Source organism: Rhodococcus shunpengi (assembly GCF_048381395.1).
GTDB lineage: Bacteria > Actinomycetota > Actinomycetes > Mycobacteriales > Mycobacteriaceae > Rhodococcus.
On the sequence record NZ_JBLWIU010000008.1, the window covers coordinates 1 to 15,608 of the forward strand.

A 15,608-nucleotide genomic window follows, 5' to 3' on the forward strand; every position below is an offset into this window, starting at 1 on the left:
TCGTGCTTGACGACGGTCTGCCCCGGCTCGGTGAGTTCGCAGTTGCCACCGGTCTCGCCGGCGAGGTCGACGATCACCGAACCCGGCTTCATCCCTTCGACCGCGGCGGCGGTCACCAGGCGCGGCGCCGGGCGGCCCGGCACGAGCGCGGTGGTGATGACGACGTCGAAGCCCTTGATGGCGTCTTCGAGCGCCTGCTGCTGCTGGGCCCGCTCGGCCTCGGTGAGCTCGCGTGCGTAGCCACCCTCACCGGCGGCGTCGATGCCGAGGTCGAGCCACTGGGCACCGACCGACCGGACCTGGTCGGCGACCTCGGGACGCACGTCGTATCCGGTGGTGCGGCCACCGAGACGCTTCGCCGTGGCGAGCGCCTGCAGACCCGCGACGCCCACACCGAGCACCAGCACGGTCGCCGGCTTCACGGTGCCTGCGGCGGTGGTGAGCATCGGGAAGAAGCGCGTGGATTCGCTCGCCGCGACCAGCACGGCCTTGTAACCGGCGACGTTCGCCTGCGACGACAGGGCATCCATGACCTGCGCGCGGGAGATACGAGGAATGGCCTCGACGGCGTACGCCTCGACACCGGCCTGCGTCAGGGAGCCGATCTGGTTGTCGGCGTTGCGCGGGGCGAGGAAGCCGATCAGGCGCTGACCGGACTTCAGGCGTGCGATCTCGGCGTCGCTCGGCGGAGCGACCTTGACGACGATGTCGGCGGACCAGGCGTCGCCGACGGTCGCGCCGGCTTCCTTGTAAGCCGCATCCGGAATGAGCGCGCCCTGGCCGGCACCGGACTCGACGACGACGTCGAGCCCCTTGCCGATCAAGGAGGGCACGATCTTCGGTACGAGCGCGACCCGCCGTTCCCCGTCGTTCGTCTCACGAACCACGCCGACGGTCGGACGGCGGTGCGCTCCGCTCCCCGTGTTCGATCCTTCGGTACTCAATTCTTGACTCCTGCGTCGATGAAAGTGCGCGTCGTGCCGCGATCGGCGGCGAAAGATGCGTTATCGAAGGCCATGTGACGGCCCGTCATGCACTGAAAGGCTTAAGCAGACCTACCGTGCCCTCCCGTGACCTCGCAACCTGGTGAAATCATCTGAATCGAGTCCGAACAGCAAGATGGCGCAAGTTTGTGAGGCAGCTCACCTCACAAATGCCATTTTCCTCCGGTGAGCAAGAGCGTGGAGGACGATCGGAAACGGTCCCGGGAACGGGCCGGGAAACGGCCTCCGAAGCGAAAGAAGGCGGTGTGCAAACAGATTCGTTCCGCGTGTACCGATCGACGGTGTGTACCGATTCAGAACACTTCGGAATCGATTCAGATACCGCGTCGCCGAACGACATCTTTGCGCTCGTCCGGCAGGCGGCGTAAGGGGCTCTCATGAGTCACGACCGCGAGAAGGACCACGACGACGACCTCGGCGGCGACCCGGTCTGCTGGCTCCATCTCCTCTGCCCCGACTGCGGAGCGATGCTCACCTCCGAGGAGGAGCCGTGCCCGCGATGCGGCAGGGAGCACCCGATCCCGGATCCCTCCTGACCCGAGCACCTAACCTGGCCACATGAACGTGCCGGCTCCCGTCCTCGACCTCGCCCGCTCGGCCCGCCGCGTCGCCGTCCTCACCGGTGCCGGGATGTCCGCCGAGAGCGGTGTCCCCACCTTCCGCGACGCGCAGACCGGGTTGTGGGAGAACTTCGACGCCACCGCGCTCGCCACACCGGAGGCGTGGGCGGACGATCCGGCTACGGTCTGGGCCTGGTACCAGTGGCGGGTCGCGCTCGTCCGCCGGGTGCAGCCCAATGCCGGACACCTGGCGCTCGCCGACTGGGCACGGGCGGCCCACGTGCAGATCGTGACGCAGAACGTCGACGACCTCCACGAGCGGGCCGGAAGCTCCGAGGTCACCCATCTGCACGGAAGCCTGTTCGCCCCACGCTGCAGCAGGTGCGAGCGCGCCGTCGACCTTCCCGATCCGCCGGAGGATCCCGTCGCTCGTCTCGATCCGCCGTCGTGCCCCGCATGCGGAGGCGACGGGCGGCCGGGCGTCGTGTGGTTCGGCGAGATGTTGCCGCAGGAACCGTGGGAGACCGCGACCGAGTCCCTGCGTGATGCCGACCTGCTGCTCGTCGTCGGCACCTCGGGTGTCGTCTACCCGGCGGCCGGCCTGCCGTCGCTCGCACGCAGTCACGGCGTACCGGTGGTGCAGATCGATCCACGCGAGACCGATCTGAGCGATCAGGTCGACCATGCCTGGCGCACCACTGCTGCCGTCGGTCTCCCCGCCCTCGTCGACACACTGGAGATCGGGGCCGACACACCGCGTTAAGGTGACCCGGTGAGTTCCTGTGTGTTCTGCGCCATAGCCGACGGCAGCGGTCCGGCGACACGGGTGTACGAGGACGACGAGGTCGTGGCCTTCCTCGACATCCGACCGATCGCGCGCGGGCACACCCTCGTGATCCCCCGCGTGCACACCGCACGCCTCGAGGAGCTCGATCCGGCGTCGGGTGCGGCAGTCTTCCGTGCCGGACAACGGATCGCCCGGGCGATGGCCCGTTCCGAACTCGCCACCGACGGAACCAATCTCGTCCTGAACGACGGACGAGCAGCCTTCCAGACCGTCTTCCACACCCATCTGCACCTCCTGCCCCGCTGGAACGGCGATCGTGTCCGGATGGGTATCGGTCTGGTCCGCCGTCGCCCCCACGACCCCGAGACCACCGCGGCGATCATCCGCGCCGGTCTCGAACGTCTCACCGCCGAGGAGCACCAGTGACATCACAGCCCGACACCACCCCCGACACCTCCGCTGCCGAGTTCCCGATCGACACGATCCGGCCGCTGCTGCTCGAGCAGTTCGCCGTGCTCGACGACCTGCTGGCGGGACTGACCGAGGACGAGTGGACGACCGCCACCTGCCTGCCGGGATGGACCGTCAAGGACATCACTGCGCATCTCATCGGCACCGAGTCGATGCTCGCGGGCATCGAGGCTCCGCGCGTCGAACGCGACGTGCGCTCGTTCGACCACGTGCGCAACGACATCGCGGCCTTCAACGAGTTGTGGGTGGAGTCGTTGCGTCCCGTCCCCGGCGCGGACGTGCTCGAGCGGTACCGCGAGATCGTCGCCCTGCGCACGGAGCAACTCGGCGCGATGACCCAGGAGGACTTCGGGAAACAGTCGAACACTCCCGTCGGGCCGGCACCGTACGGGCGCTTCATGCGGATCCGCGTGTTCGACTGCTGGCTCCACGAACTCGACATCTGCGACGCGCTCGGCAGGACGGGCAGCGAGGGCGGCCCGCGTGCCGAACTCGGATCCGCGGAGGTCTTCGGTGCGGTTCCGTTCATCGTCGGCAAGCGCGGCAAGGCCCCCGAGGGAGCGCGCATCACGCTCGAACTCACCGGTCCCCTCGCGCGCACCATCCACATCGAGGTGCACGGACGGGCCACCGAGGTGCCGGCCCTGTCCGAACCGGTCACGACCACGATCGCGATGGACTCCGGGTTGTTCGTTCGGCTCGCCGGTGGACGCGTGCGCGCCGAGGACCGGATCGAGGAGATCTCCCTCGGCGGCGACACCGAGGTCGGACGTCGCATCGTCGACCACCTCGCGTTCACGATCTGACGTCGTGCGGCTGTTCCTGTCCTCCTACCGGTTCGGCGCCGACCCGGACGCCTTCGTCGGTCTGGTGGCGCCGGGCCGGATCGCGGTGATCGCGAACGCCGCCGACGCGTGGCCGGCCTCCGCCCGCGCGGCGGCGGTCACGAGCGAGATGGGCCCGCTGCGGTCGCTCGGCTTCGCTCCGGAGGAGGTGGATCTGCGCGATCACCTCGACGATCCCGACTCGCTGCGGCAGCGACTGTCGGGCTTCACGTCCGTGTGGGTGCGCGGCGGAAACACCTTCGTCCTGCGAGCGCAATTGGCCCGCAGTGGAGGCGACGCCGTGCTCACGGATCTGGTGAGCAGCAACCGTCTCGTGTACGGGGGATACAGCGCGGGGGCCTGTGTCGCGACACCGTCGCTGCGCGGCATCGAGTTCTCCGACGACCCCGACGAAGTCGCCGCGACCTGCGGTGTCCCGGTGGTATGGGACGGACTCGGCTGGGTCGATCACGCGATCGTGCCGCATGCCGGCGACTCGCTGCTGGCCGACGACGGGATACAGCGAACCCTGCGGTATCTGCGCGAGCACGGCGTCGAGCATGTGGCGTTGACCGACGACGACGCGATCGTCGTCGACACTCCTCCAGGGGACGCCCCGAGTACGGTGAAATCATGACGCAGAACATCGACGGCACCGAACCCCGGATCGAGCACGACGCCGACAAGGCCCGCTTCGCGCTCTATCTCGGCGACGACCTCGCGGCCTACGCCGACTACACGCAGCACGGCGACCTGCGGGACTTCGACCACACCGTCACCGACCCGCAGTTCCGCGGCAAGGGTCTCGCCGGGATCGTGGTCAAGCACGCCCTCGACGAGACCAAGAAGCAGGGACTGAAGATCGGTACGTCCTGCTCGTACGTCGAGAAGTTCGTCTCCGAACATCCCGAATACCGCAACTGATCCGTCACACCTGCACGTCGCGGCGGCGGAAACCGACGACCGCCGCTGCGACGAGCAGCACCGCCGCGACCGCCTGGACGATCAGCGGCATCGCCGTCACCCCTTCTGCGGGCACGAGCGGGATGTGCGAGAACGGCGACAGTGCGACGAGTTCGTCGGGTAGATCGAGCATCTCGCCGAGCCACGCGACGAACACCGTCCACACCACCAGCACCCACACCGACCCGGTCGCGCGCGGCACGCAGCCCAGCAGCGCGAACGCCACAGCGACCACGAGGATCGCCGCCGGCGCGTAGGCCAGGGACGCCGCGATCATCCGCGGCACCCACCCCCAGTCGCCCACCGCGAGTGCGACCCCCAGTCCGGTCGCGGCGCCGGAGACGAGCAGCGCCACGACCACCTGGACGACGATCACACCGAGCGCCGCGGACAGCCATGCGCTGCGCCCGGTTCCGGTGACGATCACCAGACCGGACCGTCCGCCGTCCTCCTCGCTGCGCATCCGCACCACCGCGGACACACCGAAGGCGGTGGCACCGAGGGCGAGGAACATCAGCATCATCCCGGCGAAGGACGCGGTGAGGGCGTCGGGGTCCACGCCGACCATGTCCAGCACCTGCGGCATCTCGTCGATGAGGTCCTCCACGGAACTGGCGAGGGCGCCCATCGCGACACCGAACAGCACCAGTCCCGTCAGCCAGCCCACGAACGCTCCGCGCAGCAGGCGACGGATCAACCCCACCGGACCGAGCAACGCGGAATCGGCCTCGGCGGGTCCGGGTTTCGGTGCCCGTAGACCGGCTCCGAGGTCGCGGCGCCGCGACAGCGCCACGGCTACGGTGAGCAGCACGACCGTCGTGGCGACGGACAACAGCAGCGGCCACCACCGCTCGTCGACGTAGAGCCGGGTCTGCTGGGCCCAGGCGATCGGCGAGAGCCACGACAGCCACGACCCGGTGGCCTCGATGATGTCGCCGGCTCCGCGGACGAAGAAGGCCGCAGCGAGCACTGCGAGCGCGGTACCCGTGGCCGAGCGGGAGTGTTCGCCGAACTGGGCGGTCACTGCCGCGACCGCACCGAAGAGCACCCCGGTGACGGCGGAGGCCACACCGAAGGCGACCGAGCCGACGACATCGAGCCCGCCTGCGATGAGCGCGACGGTGATACCGGTGCCCACGATGAGGTTCGCGACCGAGACCAGCATCAGGGCGGCCGCCGGCGGAGCATAGGCCCCGACGGGCAGCGCCCGCAGAAGTTCGAGCCGGCCGGATTCCTCCTGCGCCCGGGTGTGCCGCACGACGAGCAGGATGCTCATGATCGCGGTCGCGACGAAGACGGTCAGGCTCAGTTCGTTCGCGGTCATCGCCCCGAGCGTGTAGTCGTCGATCCCGTAGGCCGGTCCCGTCATGAGCACGGCTGCCGGATTCTCCAGCAGGGCCGCGCGAGCCTGGCGCGATGCCTCGTCGGGATAGACCGCGGCCAGGCTGAGGACGGTCGACCACACCGTGAAGGCGAGCGCGAGGGTCCAGACGGTGATGCGCACGCGGTCCAGCCGCAGGTAGAGCCGCAGCAGGGTGCCGAGCCCGGTGAACGGTGCCGCGGACGTCGCGGAGGTACCGCTCGGGGTCGGTACAGCTGTCGGTGTCGTCGTGGTCATCGTGAGGACACCTCCTCCACCGCACCGGCGCCGTTCCCGTCACCGGTGTCGAAGGTGTCGCCGTAGTGCCGCATGAACAGCTCTTCGAGCGACGGGGGCGTGATGGTGAGGTTCTCGACGCCGAGTCCGGCGAGTTCCTGCAGGACCGGGGCGAGGGCGGTGTTGTCGACGTCGAACGCGAGCCGGCCGTCGTCGGCGTAGAGGTCGTGGACCCCGGAGAGCCCGCCCAGTCGCTCGGCAGGGGCACTCGTGGTGGCCCGCACGGACGAGCGCGTCAGGTGCCGCAACTGCGCGAGGGTGCCGGTCTCGACGTCGCGCCCGGCCCGGATGATCGTCACCGTGTCGCAGAGCTTCTCGACCTCGGCGAGGATGTGGCTGGACAACAGGACGGTCGCGCCGCGGTCGCGGAGCCCTCGCACCTCCTCGGTGAACACCGCCTCCATGAGTGGGTCGAGACCCGAGGTGGGTTCGTCGAGCAGGTAGAGCTCGGCGTCCGATGCGAGGGCGGCGACGAGTGCGACCTTCTGCCGGTTGCCCTTCGAGTAGGTGCGGGCCTTCTTCGTCGGGTCGAGTTCGAACCGTTCGAGGAGTTCGGCGCGACGACGAGTGCGTACCTCTCCTCCGCGGATGCGGGTGAGGACGTCGATGATCTCGCCCCCGGTGAGGGTGGGCCACAGATTCGTGTCGCCGGGCACGTACGCGAGTCGGCGGTGGATCGCGACGGCGTCGGTCCACGGGTCGAGTCCGAGGACGCGGACGGTGCCGGAATCGGCACGCAGCATTCCGAGCAGCACGCGGATCGCCGTGGACTTGCCGGCGCCGTTCGGTCCGAGGAAGCCCGCGACGGTGCCGCGTTCGACGGTCATCGAGAACCCGTCGAGAGCTCTGGTGGTTCCGAATGTCTTGACGATGTCGCGGATTTCGATGAGAGGGGTGTCCATCTTTCCTCCGTCAGGAGTCGGGGGCTGCCTCACGCGCTGCCAGATAGGCGTCGAGAAGGGTCGAGTCCGTCAGCAACGGCTCGGTGTAGAGCTCGAGCATCGGCAGCGCGAGGCGTTCGGTGTAGGAGCGCAGTCTGGAGGGGAAGCTTTCGAGATCGAGGTACTCGTCGGGTCCGGGAAGATCCATGAGCACGGCGCCGACGCTGAAGGACGCGAGGAGCCGCGCTCGTTCGGACGGAAATCGGCTGGGCCGTACGGTTCCGGCCGCCACAGCCTCCTCGAGATAGGCCTCGGTCTCGGCGACGAACCGGTCGAAGAAATCGGCGGCGGTTCGGCCGCCCGCACGGAGAGTGCGGAAGAGATAGGCGACCGTCGAGGCATAGCTCTCGATGTGTTCCACCTGATCGTGCAAAGCGTCCGACCCGAGTCGGGGGTCGAGGACTGCGCTCTTCGCCTGCCGGATCCCGTCGAGCACGTACCGGTCGCAGTGTTCCTTCAGTCCGGCGCGGGATCCGAAATGGTGCACGATCAGCGAGGCGCTGACGCCGCACTCGGCGGCGATGGTGCGCAGCGGCACGCCGACGCCGTACGCGGCGATGCACCGGATGGCAGCGTCGCGGATCCGTGCACGGGTGGTGAGGTCGTCACCGGCGGCGGTTGAACGCACGTTTCAAGTGTTGCACACGTGTTCAACCCGATCAACGCACCGTATGTGTCATCTCACGGCATGTGCCATCGGAGCACGTGCCGCACCGGTGCGCGGTGCGCTCAGGTGAAGGCCATGACCTCGGTACCCCAGACCCGGCGCATCTCGCCGTCCGGATCCGACTCGACCCTGTCCGCGGAGTCGATGAGTAGGGTCGAGCGTTCCTCCACCTCGTACTGCGGCCAGTGCTTCGAGCCGTCCAGTGCCGCAGGCACACCGTGGTGCGCGAACGCGAACCAGCGCCGCTGCACACGTCCGGAGACCTCACCGGCGGCCTTGCGGCCGCCGAGCCAGAAGGACGGATCCCGGCCGAGAGTTCCGAAATTTCCGAAGACATATGGCAATTCGGTCGCGTGCCCGGCTCCGATCCGGGCGGCTTTGAGCATCGGGGTGGCGTGGTCGAAGCGGTACACCCAGGTCGGCGAATGCGTACTGTGCGCTTCGGCGACCCACAGCACCGGCATGCGGAAACCGGCGTCGCGCGAGAGCGCCATCGCCCCGGCGGGTTTGGGTAGGTCGGGATACGCCGAGACGATCTCGGCGAGACGCTCGGGAGGCAGATCCGTCCGGTCGTCGGCCAGCGCCTTGAACATCGCCTGCACGGCCGTATCGTTCACGGGCATCAACGGCGACTTCATGAAGCGGAAGATCGACGGCTCGTCCTTGTTCGAGCCGATGATCAGCGGGATCCGGTGCGACAGCCCCTTCTGGAAGGCCGCGACCGGATACTTCGGCACCAGGTCGCGATCGACGACCGGGGTCATGGCGAGCGTTCCCGGCACCTTGGTCGGGGTCTCGGCGACGAGCACTTCCGACGCTTCGACCAGTGTGTCGGTCGACATCGTGAGCAGTTCGGCGGCCCGGGACGGCGGTAGGTCGAGGATCTCGAGGAAGCGCTGTGCGACCGTCGCGGCGCGTTCGCTGCCGTACACCGAGGTGGCGGGCGGCGACTGGGCGATCGCGCGATGAAAGAGGCCTTCGGCCTTCGGGACCGTCATGAGCGTCGTGATCGACCCCGCGCCCGACGATTCCCCGAAGAGCGTCACGCAGTCCGGGTCCCCCCCGAAGTCGGCGATGCAGTCGCGCACCCATTCGAGGGCGGCGATCTGGTCCCGGAGGCCGACGTTGGATTCGAACGTGGTCTCGGGTGTGGAGAAGGACGACAGGTCGAGGAAGCCGAGCGCGCCGAGCCGGTAGTTGATCGTGACGACCAGGACATCGCCGCTCTCGCACAGGTTTCGGCCGTCGTAGATCTTCTGACCGGAGTAACCGAGCACGTAGGCACCACCGTGGATCCAGACCATGACCGGGCGTCGGCGTCCGTCGGGCGGCGGCGCCCAGATGTTGAGCGAGAGACAGTCCTCGCTCAATGTCATCTCGGGGTCGATCCCGATCGGGCTCTGTCGACTCTGCGGAGCTATCGGTCCGAACCGTGAGCCGTCGAGGACGCCGTCCCACGGTTCCGGCGGTAGCGGCGCCCGGAACCGCCGGGAACCGGTCGGGGCCGCGTACGGGATGCCCTTCCAGACGTAGACCCCGCCGTCGCGATATCCCCGGACCTCGCCGTACTTGCAGGCGACGGTGAGCGTGTCGTCCTCCACGTGACCTCCCACCCGAACCGGTGCTGCCGTGCAAGCACCGATCACTTCGTTCGTCGACCTACCGATTCAATGATGGTGGATCACGGGCGGTTCGTCAGCCGGCTGCGGAGAGAGGTGCCGGTGCCACGCAGTCGACGAGATCGATCACGAGTGCGTCGAGCACGTCGCGCAGGTCGCCGCGCGCCGAGTCGGCCAGCGCCGGGAAGACGGTTGCGAGCGCGATGGGCACGAGCGAAGCCTGTCCCAGCAGGATTCCCATGGCCGCATCGAGCTTGACGATCTCGTCGTGCAGGTGCGCGTAGGTGGTGGTGTCCACACCGTGCGCCACGGCGATCCGGTCGGGCTCGCATGCCGCGGCATCCGCCACCATCCGGGGCAGGTCCTCCGCGGTGATCTCGTCGGCACTCATGCTTGCAACGTCGAATTTACGCAACATCTCGCCTTCGTTCGTCCCCCAGGAGCGACGCCGGGCCGCGCGCCGCAGTCGAAACATACAGTCAGTGTGGCCCGAAAAGTACGGAATGTGTAGAAGGTCCGGAAAACTTTTTGCACTGCCGGTACCTGACAGAAGGTACATCGCCGAGAACCCGCCTTCACCCGGAATCATCACCCTGAGACCAGGACCACAACGATTGCTCGGCAAACCCTCGCGACCTGGATGAACGGGCGTATCCTCGTAAATCCGAAGTTCGTGCAGCCACCCCGACGGGGTCCGACCACGACTCCGGGCAGACCGAGGAGGTGCCGGTCGTGAGCGTCGCCCGCACCGAGTTGCTCCCTCTGCCCGCGCACCACGCGACCACGCGCGAGTTCGCGGGGGTGAGCACTCAGTCCCGTGCCTTGTCCTTCTCCGTGCGCCGTACCGTGCGGCCGTTCATCGAGGCGTGGTCGTACGCCCCGACCCTCCCCTGGCCGGCGTCGGCGATCGACCACCTCGCGTTCCCTCTCGTGCCGGTGCCCGGCACGCATCGTCGACGGGTCGATCTCCTGACGTGCCGGGCGGAACTGCTGTGGGCGCCCGGCGCCGCACCGCCGGTCGGCCGGCACGGCACGGCCGTCCTGTACCTGCACGGTGGCGCGTTCCTGTGCTGCGGCCTCACCACGCACCGCCATCTGGTCTCGCGCATCTCCGCTGCCACCGGAGCGCCGGTCCTGGCCGTCGGCTACCGCATGCTGCCCCGCCATCCGATCCGGCGCGCGGTCGAGGACGGACTCGACGGATTGCGCTGGCTCGTCGCGCACGGCTACCCGGCCGAGCGTGTCGTGATCGCCGGGGACTCCGCCGGCGGCTTCCTCACCTTCGCCGTCGCCCACGAAGCCGTACGACTCGGCATCGGCCGCCCGGCCGGCACCGTCGCGCTGTCACCCCTCACCGATCTCGACCCGCAGGGCAAGCTCGACCATCCCAACTCCCACCGGTGTGCCGTCTTCCCGCGACGCGCCGTAGCCGTGCTGTCCACCCTCGTGGAACGCGCCGAGCGCCTCGGTGGCGAAGGCGCCGAGCCCGTCGCCTCCCCCGTCGATCTCGATCTGTCGGAGATGCCTCCTGCACTCATCCAGACCGGATCCGAGGAGATGACCTACGTCGACGCCGAGCTGATGGCCCGGCGACTGCAACTCGCCGGGGTCTCCGCCGAACTCCAGGTGTGGGAGAAACAGGTGCACGTCTTCCAGGCCGCGGCGGGAGTCGTCCCGGAGAGCGGCCGCGCGATCGCCGAGATCGGCCGCTTCGTGCGCGCACTCCGGTGAATCCGTTCCCCGGCGCGTCGATGGTCGGCCACCTCAGGACGGATCGACACGGTTTCGCTCGCCGGGATCGGAACACTCCGGCGGCCGTCGCCGGCCGAGAACCATGCGCTGCGGCGAGCCGCCGCTCGTGCGACCGAGCGGAGGAAGGCCTGTCGGTGCCGGCGACTAGTCTTTCTCTCGGCTCGACCGCACAGAGAAGGGGGTCCGATCATGGCCGACGCGCAGACCCGGTTCGACCAGGACGTCGATGCGGCCTGGCGCGAGTTCCGCACGCGCCTGGCCGACCATGTCGCGGCCATGAGCGACGGCGACGGCCTGGTCCTCGAACCCTTCACCGACGAGGCCGGCGGCCCGGCGGGGCCGTGCGTGCAGTTCTACGCGTGGGGAGACCGGCTCGTCCGCTGCGAGGTCCCGTCCAACGCCCACCTGGCCCCCGACCGGCACCTCACCCCGGTCGACGAGCAGATGCTCCTCGAACTCGGGCTGCAGGCGCCCTCCCGCGGACCGGACGATCCGGAGGACGGCGGATCCCCGGCCTTCTGGATCGATCGTCCGGGCAGCTGGGCCGATCAGCTCGCCGTGATCGCCGTGCGTGCCCTGCGCTCGGTGTGGGGTGTTCCCCATCCCCTCTTCCTGCGGGCCGAGACGTTCGGAACGGAGCGCTCGGTCGCCGAGCTCACCTCGTTCCTCGTGCCCGAGACGCCGCAGGCCGGTCGCACGCAGGCCCCGCAGGTGCCGCTCGTGGTCGTCCCCACCGGCGACGACCACGTGCGCGAACTGATCGAATCCACCCTGCACGAGCGGATCGACGATCTGCCCGCCTGGGACGAGGACGGCGATCTCGTCCTGCGGATCGCCGGGGTGCTGGTGTTCGTCGGTGTCGGCCCCGGAGGCGGCACCGTCGACCTGTTCGCACCGATCGTCCATTCCATCACCGGACGCACGCGGGCCGCCGAGATCTGCGTCGACCTCAACCGCCGGTGGCCGCACCTGAAGTTCGTGCTGGTCGACGACCGGCTCGCGATCGTCGACCATGTTCCGGCCGCGCCGTTCGCTCCGGCGCACCTGCTCGGATCGCTCGAGACCATCACGCAGTTCCTCGACACCGTCGACAGTTCGTTCGCCACCCATATCGGTGGCTCGTTGCTGCGCGATCAGGGATTCGACGGGGCGACGGGTGGTGCGGCCGATCCGCCCTGGGGCGACGTCTCGCAGTTACCCGACGCCGAGGACGATCTGCCGGTGGCCCTGCTCGCGGTGCGCGACTTCCATCTCGACGGCGCGACCGATGTCACCGCGAGCACCGTCGCGGCGATCGGCGATCGCAATCCCGAGCAGTTGCGGCGGTTCCTCACCATCAGCACCGAACTGCAGGTGTGGTGGGACGGCGAGTCGCAGACCCGCGAGGCAGCGCTCAACACCGACGGTGCTCGCGAGGCACGGGCGCGGGCACTCGAATGGGAGGCGACGAGCCGCTCGCTCGCGGAGGCCCTGCAGTTCCTCGAACAGGGCGAGGGTACCGATTCGGCCGGATCGCGCGCATCGAGATCGAGCGCCGGCCGTGAGGCGGCGCCCGAGCAGCCCGCACTGTTCGACAACCCCGACGAACCGACCCTCTTCGACGGCTTCGGTGATTACTCCTGAGCCGATCCCGCTCGGGACACGGCGCGACGGAGCGCGTCGACAGCGGCGTTGTCGAAGCCGACGAGTACGACGGTCTCCACATCCGTCTGCGTCTCCCGGATGGTGGTGACGGCCTGCAGGGCGGCGTCGTCGAGCGGCCAGCCGTAGACGCCGGCCGAGACGAGCGGGAACGACACCGTGCGGGCGCCGAGGTCCTGCGCGACGAGCAGACTGTTGCGGTACGCCGAACGCAGGATCCCGGATCGGTCCTCGTGCGCCGACCACACCGGGCCCACGGTGTGGATCACCCATCGCGCCGGGAGACGCCCCGCGGGAGTCGCCACCGCACGGCCCGGTTCGAGTCCGTCGGGTAGCGAGGTCGCCCGGAGTTCGCGGCAGGCCGCGAGGATCTCCGGGCCGCCCGCCCGGTGGATCGCACCGTCCACTCCCCCGCCCCCGAGCAGGGAGGAGTTCGCGGCGTTGACGATCGCATCCACCGCGATGGTGGTGATGTCGCCGTGCGCGATGTCGAGAGCGGTCACGCTGTCGACCATATGTTCCGCGCGCTGCCCCCGAGTCGTTTTGCTGGCATGATTCAGGACCGTGACGTCCTCGGCGAAGCTGCGCGAACTGGCCGGAAAGCACGGCATCACCACCACCTACACGGGATGGGGTGGACGCGACCACGATGTCTCCGACGAGACGTTGCGGCGCGTACTCGCCGCGCTCGACGTCCCGGCCGGGACGGACGACGAGGTCGTGGCATCGCTCGCCGACTTCGACGACCGCCCGTGGCGCTGCATGCTCCCGCCCGCGCTCGTGGTCGTCGAGGGCGACGACCGGACGTTCCCGGTGCACGTGCCGCACGGCGACCCGGTGTCGGTGTGGGTCGTCGCCGAGGACGGGGCGGAGGTCGACGTCGAGCAGCTCGACGTGTGGGTGGACCCGCGGACCGTCGACGGCCGGCTCGTGGGCCGCGCGACCTTCGCCGTTCCGCGCCTGCCCCTCGGCTGGCATGTCGTGCACGCCCGCAGCAACGACATCGAGACCACCGCGGTCCTGGTCGTGACCCCGCGCCGGCTGTCCACCGCCGACCGGCTGCTCGAGAAGAAGCGCTGGGGCCTTGCGGCCCAGATCTATTCGGTGCGCAGCCGCCGGTCGTGGGGCATCGGTGATTTCGCCGACCTGGCCGATCTGGCGGCGATCACGGCCGGTTACGGCGGCGACTTCGTCCTGATCAACCCCGTGCACGCGGCCGAGCCCGTGCCGCCGCACGAACCGTCGCCCTACCTGCCGTCGTCGCGGCGTTTCGTCGACCCGCTGTACCTGCGTATCGAGGACATCCCGGAGGCGGCCTACCTCCCCGCGAAACACCGCAAGGAACTCGACGAGCACGCGCAGCGCGCGGCGAAGGCGAACCGGAAGGCACGGCGTCTCGACCGGGATGCGACCTTCCGCGCGAAACTCGACGTCCTCGAGCGCGTGTACCGGGTGCCACTCGGCCCCGCCCGACGCGCACGGTACGAGGCGTTCTGCGCCGAGGGTGGGCAGGCGCTCGACGACTTCGCGCTGTGGTGTGCGCTGTACGAGAAGTTCGGCGACCGCGCCGACCGGTGGGCGTCGCGCGCCCCGAGCCCCGACGACCCGAAGGTCGTCCGGTTGCGCGAGCGACTGGCCTCGCGGATCGACTTCCACCGGTGGCTGCAGTGGTTGTGCGACGAGCAGCTCGCGAACGCCCAAACCGCGTCGCTCGCAGCAGGTTCCGATATCGGCATCGTGCACGACCTCGCGGTGGGTGTCGGTCCGCACGGCGCCGACGCCTGGACACTGGGCGACGCGCTGGCGTCGGGCGTCACGGTGGGCGCCCCCGCCGACGACTTCAACCGCAACGGCCAGAACTGGAATCAGCCGCCGTGGCGGCCGGATCGTCTTGCGGAGCTGGGATACATCCCCTTCCGCGATGTGGTGCGCTCGGCGTTGCGGCACGCAGGCGGTGTCCGGGCCGATCACATCCTGGGACTGTTCCGCACCTGGTGGGTGCCGGAGGGGATGTCGCCTGCCGACGGCGCGTACGTCCGCAGCGACCACGAGGCACTCGTCGGCATCCTGGCGCTCGAGGCGCATCGCGCCGGTGCCGTGGTCGTAGGTGAGGACCTCGGGGTCTTCGAGGAGTGGGTGCAGGAGTATCTTGCCGAGCGCGGCATCGCCGGGACGTCGATCCTGTGGTTCGAACGCGACGAGGACTCCCCGCGCGGTCCGGAGACCTACCGCCCCCTGTGCCTGACCTCGGTGACCACACACGACCTCGCGCCCACGGCGGGATATCTGGCGGGCGACCACATCCGGCTGCGGTCGGAGCTCGGCCTGCTCGAGGGCGACCTCGACGCCGAACTGACCGATGCGGCCGCCGAACGCGACTCCGTTCTGGCGCTCGCGGTCGAACGGGGTCTGCTCGACGAAGGCGAGACCGACGTCGATCGCCAGGTCGAGGCACTGCACCGGCTCATCGCAGCGAGTCCGTCTGCGCTGCTGGGTGTTTCGTTGGCGGATGCGACCGGTGAGCGACGCAGCCAGAACCAGCCGGGCACCGTCGACGAGTATCCGAACTGGCGGGTTCCGCTCGCCGATGCCCGCGGCAAGGTCGTGCTCGTCGAGGACCTCGTCGACCACGACGGATTCGCGAGACTGGCCCGTGCGGTCTCCGGAGACACCTCACCGGTGGAGTGACATCACACGAACGCTGCGGCCGCCGATCCGGATG

General features: G+C 69.2%; 16 protein-coding genes. 9 read left to right on the plus strand and 7 right to left on the minus strand.

Annotation, left to right across the window (positions count from 1 at the left end; genetic code table 11):
* Window positions 1–944, minus strand: a 944-nt coding sequence (locus tag ACNJ7K_RS00970; protein ID WP_487041018.1) for an NAD(P) transhydrogenase subunit alpha, incomplete at its 3' end; no start/stop codon positions are given.
* 437 nt (window positions 945–1,381) lie between these two features.
* Here ACNJ7K_RS00970 and ACNJ7K_RS00975 point away from each other — a divergent pair.
* The 6 genes from ACNJ7K_RS00975 to ACNJ7K_RS01000 are packed head-to-tail and all read left to right on the plus strand — an operon-like array spanning window position 1,382 to window position 4,570.
* The gene (locus ACNJ7K_RS00975) at window positions 1,382–1,540 is read left to right on the plus strand and encodes a hypothetical protein (RefSeq protein WP_167388354.1); all 159 of its coding nucleotides are present in this window, start codon (window positions 1,382–1,384) and stop codon (window positions 1,538–1,540) included.
* 22 nt (window positions 1,541–1,562) lie between these two features.
* On the plus strand, window positions 1,563–2,327 hold the full coding sequence (locus ACNJ7K_RS00980) for an SIR2 family NAD-dependent protein deacylase (RefSeq protein ID WP_085469577.1): 765 nt from the start codon (window positions 1,563–1,565) through the stop codon (window positions 2,325–2,327).
* Between the two features lie 9 nt (window positions 2,328–2,336).
* Entirely contained in the window at window positions 2,337–2,777 is a 441-nt protein-coding gene (locus tag ACNJ7K_RS00985; RefSeq protein ID WP_059383670.1) for an HIT family protein, read from the plus strand.
* Window positions 2,774–3,628 (plus strand): maleylpyruvate isomerase family mycothiol-dependent enzyme, encoded by an 855-nt coding sequence (locus ACNJ7K_RS00990; RefSeq protein ID WP_487041019.1) that lies wholly within the window; start codon window positions 2,774–2,776, stop codon window positions 3,626–3,628. The genes ACNJ7K_RS00985 and ACNJ7K_RS00990 overlap by 4 nt, the downstream gene beginning before the upstream one ends.
* A 4-nt stretch (window positions 3,629–3,632) precedes the next feature.
* On the plus strand, window positions 3,633–4,283 hold the full coding sequence (locus tag ACNJ7K_RS00995) for a Type 1 glutamine amidotransferase-like domain-containing protein (protein ID WP_487041020.1): 651 nt from the start codon (window positions 3,633–3,635) through the stop codon (window positions 4,281–4,283).
* Complete coding sequence (locus ACNJ7K_RS01000; protein WP_006552909.1) at window positions 4,280–4,570, plus strand: GNAT family N-acetyltransferase; 291 nt, start codon at window positions 4,280–4,282, stop codon at window positions 4,568–4,570. The genes ACNJ7K_RS00995 and ACNJ7K_RS01000 overlap by 4 nt, the downstream gene beginning before the upstream one ends.
* A 4-nt stretch (window positions 4,571–4,574) precedes the next feature.
* Here ACNJ7K_RS01000 and ACNJ7K_RS01005 read toward each other — a convergent pair whose 3' ends face one another.
* The 5 genes from ACNJ7K_RS01005 to ACNJ7K_RS01025 form a co-directional block, all read right to left on the minus strand.
* Complete coding sequence (locus tag ACNJ7K_RS01005; RefSeq protein ID WP_487041021.1) at window positions 4,575–6,227, minus strand: ABC transporter permease; 1,653 nt, start codon at window positions 6,225–6,227, stop codon at window positions 4,575–4,577.
* Window positions 6,224–7,168, minus strand: coding sequence for an ABC transporter ATP-binding protein (locus ACNJ7K_RS01010; RefSeq protein WP_487041022.1), 945 nt, complete (start codon window positions 7,166–7,168; stop codon window positions 6,224–6,226). The genes ACNJ7K_RS01005 and ACNJ7K_RS01010 overlap by 4 nt, the downstream gene beginning before the upstream one ends.
* A gap of 10 nt (window positions 7,169–7,178) precedes the next feature.
* Window positions 7,179–7,835, minus strand: a complete 657-nt coding sequence (locus ACNJ7K_RS01015; protein WP_120282071.1) for a TetR family transcriptional regulator — start codon at window positions 7,833–7,835, stop codon at window positions 7,179–7,181.
* 101 nt (window positions 7,836–7,936) lie between these two features.
* Window positions 7,937–9,475, minus strand: coding sequence for a carboxylesterase/lipase family protein (locus tag ACNJ7K_RS01020; protein ID WP_487041023.1), 1,539 nt, complete (start codon window positions 9,473–9,475; stop codon window positions 7,937–7,939).
* 94 nt (window positions 9,476–9,569) lie between these two features.
* Window positions 9,570–9,884, minus strand: a complete 315-nt coding sequence (locus tag ACNJ7K_RS01025) for a non-ribosomal peptide synthetase (RefSeq protein WP_487041024.1) — start codon at window positions 9,882–9,884, stop codon at window positions 9,570–9,572.
* A 341-nt stretch (window positions 9,885–10,225) separates the two neighbouring features.
* Here ACNJ7K_RS01025 and ACNJ7K_RS01030 point away from each other — a divergent pair, with 341 nt between their 5' ends.
* Both ACNJ7K_RS01030 and ACNJ7K_RS01035 read left to right on the plus strand, forming a co-directional pair.
* Window positions 10,226–11,224 carry an alpha/beta hydrolase gene (locus ACNJ7K_RS01030; protein WP_487041025.1) on the plus strand — a complete coding sequence of 333 codons (999 nt, stop codon included), beginning with the start codon at window positions 10,226–10,228 and terminating at the stop codon, window positions 11,222–11,224.
* A 210-nt stretch (window positions 11,225–11,434) separates the two neighbouring features.
* Window positions 11,435–12,868 carry a T3SS (YopN, CesT) and YbjN peptide-binding chaperone 1 gene (locus ACNJ7K_RS01035; RefSeq protein WP_487041026.1) on the plus strand — a complete coding sequence of 478 codons (1,434 nt, stop codon included), beginning with the start codon at window positions 11,435–11,437 and terminating at the stop codon, window positions 12,866–12,868.
* Here ACNJ7K_RS01035 and ACNJ7K_RS01040 read toward each other — a convergent pair.
* Window positions 12,859–13,389, minus strand: a complete 531-nt coding sequence (locus tag ACNJ7K_RS01040; protein ID WP_060654448.1) for an O-acetyl-ADP-ribose deacetylase — start codon at window positions 13,387–13,389, stop codon at window positions 12,859–12,861. The two genes, ACNJ7K_RS01035 and ACNJ7K_RS01040, sit on opposite strands and share 10 nt — an antisense overlap.
* 61 nt (window positions 13,390–13,450) lie before the next feature.
* Between ACNJ7K_RS01040 and malQ the strand changes: the two genes are divergently transcribed.
* The gene (gene malQ, locus ACNJ7K_RS01045) at window positions 13,451–15,574 is read left to right on the plus strand and encodes a 4-alpha-glucanotransferase (protein ID WP_487041027.1); all 2,124 of its coding nucleotides are present in this window, start codon (window positions 13,451–13,453) and stop codon (window positions 15,572–15,574) included.
* Window positions 15,575–15,608: the final 34 nt, after the last annotated feature.